This is a genomic window from Chamaesiphon sp. VAR_69_metabat_338 (assembly GCF_031423935.1).
Classification (GTDB): Bacteria; Cyanobacteriota; Cyanobacteriia; order Cyanobacteriales; family Chamaesiphonaceae; genus Chamaesiphon.
Window position 1 is genome coordinate 1 of the sequence record NZ_JANPGM010000054.1, and the last position, 8920, is coordinate 8920.

9 protein-coding genes are annotated in these 8920 nt (G+C 48.8%); 5 read left to right on the plus strand and 4 right to left on the minus strand.

Annotation, left to right across the window (positions count from 1 at the left end; all coding sequences use genetic code 11):
- Positions 1-25: 25 nt before the first annotated feature.
- Positions 26-1138: a glycosyltransferase family 4 protein gene (locus RMO84_RS01685; protein ID WP_310486723.1), complete on the minus strand. Its 1113-nt coding sequence runs from the start codon at positions 1136-1138 to the stop codon at positions 26-28.
- 591 nt (positions 1139-1729) lie between these two features.
- Between RMO84_RS01685 and folD the strand changes: the two genes are divergently transcribed.
- Entirely contained in the window at positions 1730-2614 is an 885-nt protein-coding gene (gene folD, locus RMO84_RS01690; RefSeq protein ID WP_310486725.1) for a bifunctional methylenetetrahydrofolate dehydrogenase/methenyltetrahydrofolate cyclohydrolase FolD, read from the plus strand.
- Between the two features lie 21 nt (positions 2615-2635).
- Entirely contained in the window at positions 2636-3061 is a 426-nt protein-coding gene (locus RMO84_RS01695) for a hypothetical protein (protein WP_310486726.1), read from the plus strand.
- 273 nt (positions 3062-3334) lie between these two features.
- Here the strand turns inward: RMO84_RS01695 and RMO84_RS21245 are convergent, their stop codons facing one another.
- Positions 3335-3460, minus strand: coding sequence for a PEP-CTERM sorting domain-containing protein (locus tag RMO84_RS21245; protein ID WP_396135740.1), 126 nt, complete (start codon positions 3458-3460; stop codon positions 3335-3337).
- Between the two features lie 290 nt (positions 3461-3750).
- Here RMO84_RS21245 and RMO84_RS01700 point away from each other — a divergent pair, with 290 nt between their 5' ends.
- The gene (locus RMO84_RS01700; protein WP_310486727.1) at positions 3751-4875 is read left to right on the plus strand and encodes a helix-turn-helix transcriptional regulator; all 1125 of its coding nucleotides are present in this window, start codon (positions 3751-3753) and stop codon (positions 4873-4875) included.
- Here the strand turns inward: RMO84_RS01700 and RMO84_RS01705 are convergent.
- Together RMO84_RS01705 and RMO84_RS01710 are read right to left on the minus strand one after the other, a co-directional pair.
- Positions 4872-5519, minus strand: a complete 648-nt coding sequence (locus RMO84_RS01705) for a methyltransferase domain-containing protein (RefSeq protein WP_310486728.1) — start codon at positions 5517-5519, stop codon at positions 4872-4874. The two genes, RMO84_RS01700 and RMO84_RS01705, sit on opposite strands and share 4 nt — an antisense overlap.
- A 197-nt stretch (positions 5520-5716) precedes the next feature.
- Positions 5717-6097, minus strand: a complete 381-nt coding sequence (locus RMO84_RS01710) for a hypothetical protein (protein WP_310486729.1) — start codon at positions 6095-6097, stop codon at positions 5717-5719.
- Positions 6098-6493: 396 nt separating this feature from the next.
- On the opposite strand from RMO84_RS01710, the gene RMO84_RS01715 reads away from it, so the two are divergent.
- Positions 6494-8224 (plus strand): alpha/beta hydrolase, encoded by a 1731-nt coding sequence (locus tag RMO84_RS01715; protein ID WP_310486730.1) that lies wholly within the window; start codon positions 6494-6496, stop codon positions 8222-8224.
- A gap of 166 nt (positions 8225-8390) precedes the next feature.
- Positions 8391-8920: hypothetical protein (locus RMO84_RS01720; protein WP_310486731.1), on the plus strand; the 530-nt coding region annotated here is incomplete at its 3' end.

Here is an 8920-nt window from a genome sequence, read left to right on the forward strand (position 1 = left end):
TCGACGATCGACGATCGACTCCCAACTACCTAACCCCCCGTCCAGCCAATACTTGCCGAATGGCACCATCCCACATCGCCATCACTGGCTCCACCCCGAACCTGTCGATTACCTTCGGCGCGTGATGCGAATAATATTGACGCTTGACCGGATCGGCCATCAAAATATCGAGTCCCACTGCTAGCGCATCGACATTTTCTGGTACCACCAATAGTCCATCCCGACCATTGTGGATGATTTCACGCGGCCCACTCAAGCAGTCAGTGGCAATTACCGGTACCCCGCAAGCCATCGCTTCGCACAAGGTGACTGGAAAACCCTCAAACCGCGACGAGAGCACAAAAATGTCGGCCTTGCGTAAATGAGCGGCCACATTTTTGACCACACCTGGCATATAGACCCGCTCTCCCAATCGCAATTGGATGCATAAATCTTCAAGTTCGCCGCGCATTTCCCCCTCACCCAAGATCGTCAACGTCCATTCCGGTCGCGCGTCGCAGACTTGGGCAAAGGCTCTGATGGCTAGATCGAAACCTTTTTGCGGAATTAACTTACCAATGGCGAGTAGATTGCGATCGTCAGTGAATATTTGCGATTCGATTTGCTCTGTCTCGATTACCGCCACTGGATTGGGCATGACGATCGTCTTGTAGCCACGTTCGGGTGGGAAAAAAGACAAGCCACTATGGGTCTGAACGGTAATCAATGCCGCGCGACGATACAGCCACTTTTGGAGCAATTGGCCGAATTTATCCAGACCGCCAAAAGCGGGATAGACATGCTCGCAGACGATCGTCGGTACCCTTAGGCTCCAACTAGCCAGCAGCGTCATGATATTCGTGGTATTGACAAAACTCACGATTAGCTCCGGACGACTATCCCTAATCGCTTTTTTGAGCGTACGAACCTGGCGGAGATTGTGACTGATATTTGCCAGACTAAAACCAGGGCGATATGCAATTCCGAGCGATCGATATTCGATCCGTTTGTCGAGGTCGTAAAATGGTGGTGCCAAACCATCATCGAAGGAGAGGATGGTAATTTGCCAATCTCTAGCAGCCCAATAGTTGGCGATAATTGACATGACTCGTTCTGCACCACCAACCTCAAGCGAAGAACTAATCAGTGTAATTTTCATTGGATCTCAACAAGTATAGATTAAAAAAAGAGCAGATTAATATTATTAATACTGAGCTGGTAACTCTGGCGTTAGGCTGCGCTCGCGTCCGCATTAGTGGATCTCTAGAGCCATTTATCGGCTCTCTTGTCGAGGTGACATCAACGACAGCAGCCCGAACTTCAAGGTTGAAGGTTGGCAAATCGGTGTGACCAAGCCGATCGAGATAGAGCACGATTGCGGGTCAGCTCACAAATAAAAATTGGATGTTTGTGCTGAGTAACCCACAAAAGTTTCGCTTACTAACTAGAGTAAAGTACAAAACTCAAAAATTTAAACGGTAATTTGACGCATATCAGAAATTTAGGATGATAAATTAGGGAACACAAGCGGCACTCAGTCTCTGACTTTTTGCCGATGTTTGCGCTAATGTCGCTGCCGATCGTCAGAATCGATGATATATATTGATTATATCAACTCCGTTTTCGATCGAGCGCATCAGTCGCTGCGATAGCCACTAGCTAAGGATTTGAAGCACTGCCCGATCGGGGTAGCGATCGTTAGTAGTGTGCTCTATCAGTCATAATACCCATCTTCATCTCCAAACTAATTATGAGCGGCAGTCCCGATCGTATTCTTGATGGCAAAGCATTGGCTCAAAAGATGCAGGATGCTTTGCAAGCGCGCATCGCCAAACTTCAGCCCCAAATCGGTCGTCAGCCAGGATTGGCTGTCCTGATGGTCGGCGATAACCCGGCCAGTGCGGCCTATGTCGGCGGCAAAGAAAAAGCCTGCGCCAAAGTCGGCATTAGGTCGTTCGGACAACATTTTCCCACCGATGTCACTCAGGAAAAACTCACCACCATCATTCACGAACTCAATGCCGACGATCGCGTCGATGGGATTCTGGTGCAGTTGCCGCTACCCGACGGGTTCGACTCGGTAGCTCTCCTCCACGAAATCGCCCCGCACAAAGACGTAGATGGCCTCCATGCCCTCAATTTGGGTAAATTGGTCAGAGGGGAACCCGGACTGCAAAGTTGCACGCCAGCAGGCGTGATGCGCCTATTAGCCGAATATCAGATCGCTATTGGCGGCCAACATGCGGTCGTCGTCGGGCGGAGTATCTTGGTTGGCAAGCCGTTGGCATTAATGCTGCTCGCTGCTGATGCCACAGTGACGATCGCTCATTCGCGCACGCCCGATCTAGCAGCAGTCTGTCGCCAAGCCGATATCCTCATTGCGGCTGTCGGGAGAACCCAGATGATAACCAAAGAGATGGTCAAACCTGGTGCCGTCGTCATCGATGTCGGCATCAATCGCCTCACCGATCCGACAACTGGTAAATCGCGCTTAGTCGGCGATGTAGACTTTGAGGCAGTTAAAGAGATTGCCAGTTGGATTACCCCCGTCCCTGGTGGCGTGGGGGCGATGACGGTGACGATGCTCCTCGAAAATACCGTCTGGAGCTATGCCAACACTCATGGCTTGGCTTAACCCTGGAGATATCGATCGATCGTGAATCATCTGTACCGCTTCCTTTATCTGGGCTACGTCATCATCTGGCTCCTGAACGAATCCAAATATCTCGGTCGCATCGACTACACGTCGATCGTTGGCAAAGGCAATTACGCGCTAATTCATGAGTTAATTATTGGCAACTTGCTATTTGGCACGATCGGCCTAATGATTTCGGTATTAATCGGGTCGAGCCAAAAAACAAATATCTATTTTATCTGCACTTGCGCGATCGGTTTGGCGGTCGCTGCTGGTACTTTGTATCTGGATTCATCAGTCACTGGTAATGCCGGTCAAGCCCATATGGATTCAGTTCTGGCCTTATTTGCTTGGCTGCTACCCTGGGTTGGTTTTGGTTGGCGCGGTATTATCAAAGATTTAGCAGCGGCAATTTTCAAGCAGCATAAAAAGCCTAAGGATCGCTAACTAACCAATCGACAGGTTCGATAAAAAGCGATCGAGAATGATGCTCGATCGCTGTTGTCAATAAACCCTGTTTGTTAGATAGTTAGGTGTTTGGTTCCTAACATAAAACGATCGAAATATATGCAGATATCGATGTTTTGATGTATATTTGCTCTCAATACATAATACATTACATGACCTGTCTGGTTGAATCAATTCGTCATTTGACCCACTCGAATGTAAAGTTTTCGAGCACCTTTTTGTTGAGGACTTTGAGATCGAGACTATCTGCAACTAGATTTTGTTCATTGCTTTGGATCTCTTCCTCATTGCCAAAGCTGCCCCACTGCCAAGGACAGTAACAATAACGGTCAATGGTTCGGGGACAGAAGTCGATGTATGGTTGAGAAATCGAGCCATCGGACAGCTACCTATGAATGCAACAATCGCTTCAACACTACCGATCGCCAAATTGCCGATCGCAGCTATTTTTGATACAAGAATCTTGGGCATATTTAGATGCTTACCTGTTAAAAGTATGAATTTTATTTCGATTCTAATTCAGATATATTAGCTATCAAAATAATTTGCATCACTAAAAAAGTCAATTTGTCATTTGAATCATGAGGCTGTAAGGTTTTATGTTACTATCATAAGAAGCATCTAATTAATTCAATTAGTGTTTCAAGATTCGTGCCAACTTCAAGCTGATGGAATCATTGTCGATCGAGGATATCGAGCAACTCAATCAAAGCATTCAACAGCTCTACGCGCTGCAATATCTGGATACTTTTGGAGTGACGGTATTATCGATCGTCGATCGGCTGGTTGCTAGCGATCTTCCATTATTTCATTTGACAAACACTCGAACGGGTCAAATTTGCCTGACATATCTTCCTAACTTTCCGACTCTTCCTTCGGCATCAATAGATGTACTAACCAAAGTATTAGCCGAAGATCGTCAGAACCATCCGATTGCCCAAAATATGCCCCAGACTCTCAATGGAGCTTATAAACTTTCTGATTTCATCACGCAGTCAGAACTTCATAGTCGAGAAAGTCTCTATCAGCAGTTTCTCAGACCGCTGCATATAGAAGACCAAACTTTATTGTTTCTGCCAGATGTGACACCCGTAAAATGGGGCGAACTTGCTCGATCGAATACAACTCTGGCGGGATTTATCCTCAGCCGTCCCAGCCGCAGTTTTACCGAACGCGATCGATTAATCCTCAATCTATTACGTCCACACTTGTCTCAGGCATATACAAATGTCCAACAATATCACCAATTACAACAAGATCTCAATCTCGTTCGGCAATCGCTACATCAGCTCGGCGCGATTGTGTTAGATGGTAATGTGCGGATAACATCGATCGCCCCACAAGCAATAATTTGGCTAGAAACCTATTTTGAAAAAGCTACTTGCTGGCTGCAGCTACCAGATCGGTTGCGATCGTGGGTCAAATATCAAGTTACCTGTTTGATGCAAAATCCCGATCTACCAGCAGCTTGTTTGCCACTGAGAATCCAACAAGATGGTCGAGAATTGACAATCCGATTGATAATTGAATCACCTGGAGCGCGGTATCTACTACTCTTAGAAGAACAAACAATCTCTTCACTGAATTCCCTAGCATTATTGGGCTTAAGTCAGCGCGAAACTGAAGTATTAGCATTAGTAATGCAGGGCAAAGATAATAAAGCGATCGCTGTCCAGTTAAGCGTACACCCCAGTACGATTCGCAAGCATTTAGAAAATATCTATAGTAAATGGGGCGTTAAAAGTCGCACGGAAGCGATCGCGCAAGCATTAGCAAAACTCGGACTTTTCTAAGCAACTTTTCGCGCGATAACGGCATAAAATGGATCGCCACCACCAGCACCGAGCCACCGCAAAATATCGGGTGCTTGACTGACCTGGACGATCGTTTCGGGTGTACTAAAGCCAGGTACCGATTTGAAATAACTCTCGACCAACTTCACCCGATCTGATTCGCTCCCATCACGCCAAGCTGCGATCGCTTTGTTATAAAACATCCGATTGGAGAAGCTGAAAATGGCGATCCCATCGGGCTTAAGAATTCGATAAACCTCGGCAAAAATTGCTTCGGGATACTGAAGATATTGTACCGAAACAGTATTTAATACCGCATCAAAACTCGCATCCTCTAAAGGTAACTGGAGATCTTGATTGAGATTTTGAACGAAATAACTATCGAAGCGCGGATTTTTGGCTAGCTCTTGTTCGTTCAAACCATGTCCTTGGACATAGGCAAATTTCATTTCTGCTGGCAGATGGGACACCCAACTACTCATCATGTCAAAGATCCGGGTATCAGGCTTGAGCCGTTCGCTGTAGAGATTTGTCAATCGATCGATAAATCCGGTATCGACATGAGTCACAAATCGCGGCGTATCATAAAATTCTCGATCGTTACCACCATCTAATTTTTGCCGTTGGTTCGGGTTGAGCAACATGTTGAGGAGGGATGTTAGGTTACTTTATCTCTACTCTAGCAATCATTGCGGGGAGCGGGGAGCGACTGAAATCACGCTGAGGAAACCTCAGCGCGATTTCAGTCAAGACAGCGGGGAGACGCTTGCGTCCAAATTCCCTATTCCCTATTCCCTATTCCCTCTTCCCTCTTCCCTCTTCCCTATTCCCTCCCTAAAACCTAAAACCTAATCCCCACCTGACCATTGATACCGCGAATGGAATGATAACCCACGCCAAAAAAGGTATTACCACCAGGGCTAAACTGCACGCCACCAGAGTAGGCAACATCTCCGCCATAAAGCCCCAATCCCACGAATGGAGAGACGACTGGCAAGCTAATAAATTTGAGCACATCGACGCCAGTTTTGCCTTTGCCGGTGGCAATTTCTGCGCCCAGATCGAAAATCTTGACTCCAGCTCCATAGCTGACGCTACCATCTTTACTACCGACAGTGACCCACGGTTCGGGGACTAGCTGTGCTGATACAGGAGCGGCTTGGAGCGCACCGAGTGTGGCGACAGTCGCCAACATCGAACCAGCGATTAACTTAAATTTCATAAATATTCCTCTAGTTCCGATCGAGTAGTAGCTCTCAAAGCTGATGCTATGAGTGACGATAGCCACAAGAGATTGTTTCGAGTATAGGACTGCCAACATTGAGCAACGATCGCAACCCTTAGCGTCCTTTGCGGTACCCACTCATCACCTCAGTCCCGCACCACCAACCTTTGCGTCCTTTGCGTTAAAACTTCCACCCCGATCCCTAGAATCGACCACAGATTACTTTCGCTCTGCGGTTTGTAGCCTGAAACCGCGCGTTAGAATTTAGATATGCCCAGCGGAAAAACATCACAGCACAAAGGTAGTGGCGAGAGTTACCTGACAACTCTTCTGGATGTTTAGCCTGTTGCCAGTCAAATAGCGATCGATCTAAATCTTCCCTTCGTCAATTTTATGTCGCGCCGTTCTTCTAAACTTTTGTGGCTCAAAGCATTGGCTATTGCTACCTTGGCGACCATTGCCAGTCCCTTGCCGGGACGCACCGCCGAGCGAATTACCGCTTATTTCCCCCCATTTAAAGACTTGTCCGTATCGGTGCGCGATCTCGAAGCCTTTGCCGCAGATGGCAAAATTCCGGCTGCTTATGCCGATCTCGCCAAGCAAACGCCTCCCGCACAACTGCAACAGTTTCGGCAGTCATTACGCCAGAGATTTGAGACGACTCCAACGTATGTCAATCAGTTGACGCGGGCACCGCTCGTCTTGAGGCTCCTGGATCGGATTGGGGATTCGATTCAAGCCGATGGACGGCGCAATGGTTCCCAATCGATTCGCACGGCACTAGTGCGAGCGGCGCGGGATAAAGCAGGGTTGACACCACTAAACTTCTTGCGGCGGTTTCCCAGTCGGGAAGTCAATCTCAATTTGGCGGAAGTATTTACAATTTATGACAACCTCACCGAATTGTATAAACGGCGAGATCGCACAGTCGCCACACTCGATCGCTTGGCGGCGACAGCGACAACCGATACCCAGAGAAACTTTTCGACCCCATTGGATCTGCGTCGCGCGGGTAGCGTCCAATGGCAGCGACGGCAATACAACTGGCTCGATCGTTCGCGGAGCGTCTCCTCTGGAGAATCGCGCCAGCGGCGGGTGCCTGCGGATCTATATCTACCACAAACAACCGCTACCAATTTGCCGGTAATCGTTATTTCCCACGGCGTAGCCGAAGACCGCACTACTTATGCCTACTTAGCCAGACATCTAGCATCGTATGGATTTGCGGTGGCGGTCGTCGAACACGTTGGTGGCGATGCCAATCGCTTCCGGAATTATTTCGCAAATACAGCACCACCGCCGATGGCGACGGAATTGCTCGAACGTCCGCGCGATGTCTCGTTCGTCCTCGATGAGTTGCAGCGACGATCGCAATCAGATCCCACACTGCGCCAACTCGACCTTCAAAATGTGGGGCTAGTCGGGCATTCCCTTGGCGGTTACACGGTGTTAGCTCTCGCTGGTGCCGAAATCGATTTCGATCGCGTTAAGCGCGACTGCAACCCCAATCGATCGCTCAATCTGTCGGTGCTACTCCAATGCCGTGCCAACGAACTCCCACCCCGAAATTATGCCCTCAAAGATCCCCGCGTCCGGGCGATCTTTGCCATCAGCCCCCTCGATAGTACGATTTTTGGCCGCCGAGGCATGAGTCAAATTCAGTTACCAGTCTTCCTGATGGGCGGGAGCGATGATATTATTACCCCAGCAATACCCGAACAAATCTATCCGTTTACCTGGCTGCAAACGCCTGATAAGTATCTGGCGATCGTCGAGAAAGGCACCCACTTTTCGACTCAGGATATCGATCCCACTCAGCAGAGTGCTTTCCCTGTCTCCGATGGACTAATTGGCCCCGAGCCAGCCCAGGCAAGAGCCTATGCCCAAGCACTCAGCGTCGCTTTTTTTCAAACTCATTTAAGCAACCGCAATGACTTTCGGCCTTATCTGAGTGCCGCCTACGCCAAATCCCTCGCCCCAATTGGACTAGGTTCGGGGACTGTCGGCGTCGCTGCTGGTAATCGATCGTCATTGCGGCTCAATTTAGTCGGTGCATCTGCCTCGGAGGCGATCGTCGAAGCGTTGCAACAAGATACTTCGCGTGCGCCTAAGCTGGTGCAGTAGGGAGGTTTTAGGCTTTAGGCTTTAGAGGGTAGAGGGTAGAGGGGGGTAGGAGTCGATCGTTGAGAGTTAGAGGTCGATCGATAATTGATTAGGCGATCGGACGGCGAACTACGTTTTAATTGAGAAAGTTCCCTCAATCCCTCACTCGCCCATTCCCCAACACCACATGCAATCTAACTTCTATACATCCTCGATCGGTCGTAAGGTTATTATGGCGGCGACTGGGCTATTTTTAATGGCCTTTTTGGGCGTTCATCTTGCGCTCAACGCTACTATCTTGGCGAATGATGGTGGGGTGTTATTCGATCGCACTGCCGAATTATTCCGCCAGAATTGGGGACTCCATCTGCTGGAGATGCTGGTGCTGGGTGGTTTCATCGTTCATATCGGCCAGGGTATAGCTCTAGGTGTTGATAATCGATCGAAACGGAGTACGCCCTATGCAGTTAATTCGAGGTTGACGATCGAACCAGCACGAGTGATGGGCTGGCTCGGCGCGGTCATCTTAGTATTTCTAGTCCTCCATCTCTATCAATTTTGGCTGCCAAATATCCTCGGCACGAGATCTGAAGATTTATCCCAGATCGTGCGATCGAGTATGAGCCAATCGTGGGTAGTAGCTATCTATGTTCTCGGTTGTCTCGCTGTCGCCGCCCATCTCTGGCATGGTGGGCGCAGTGCTGCCATTACCCTCGG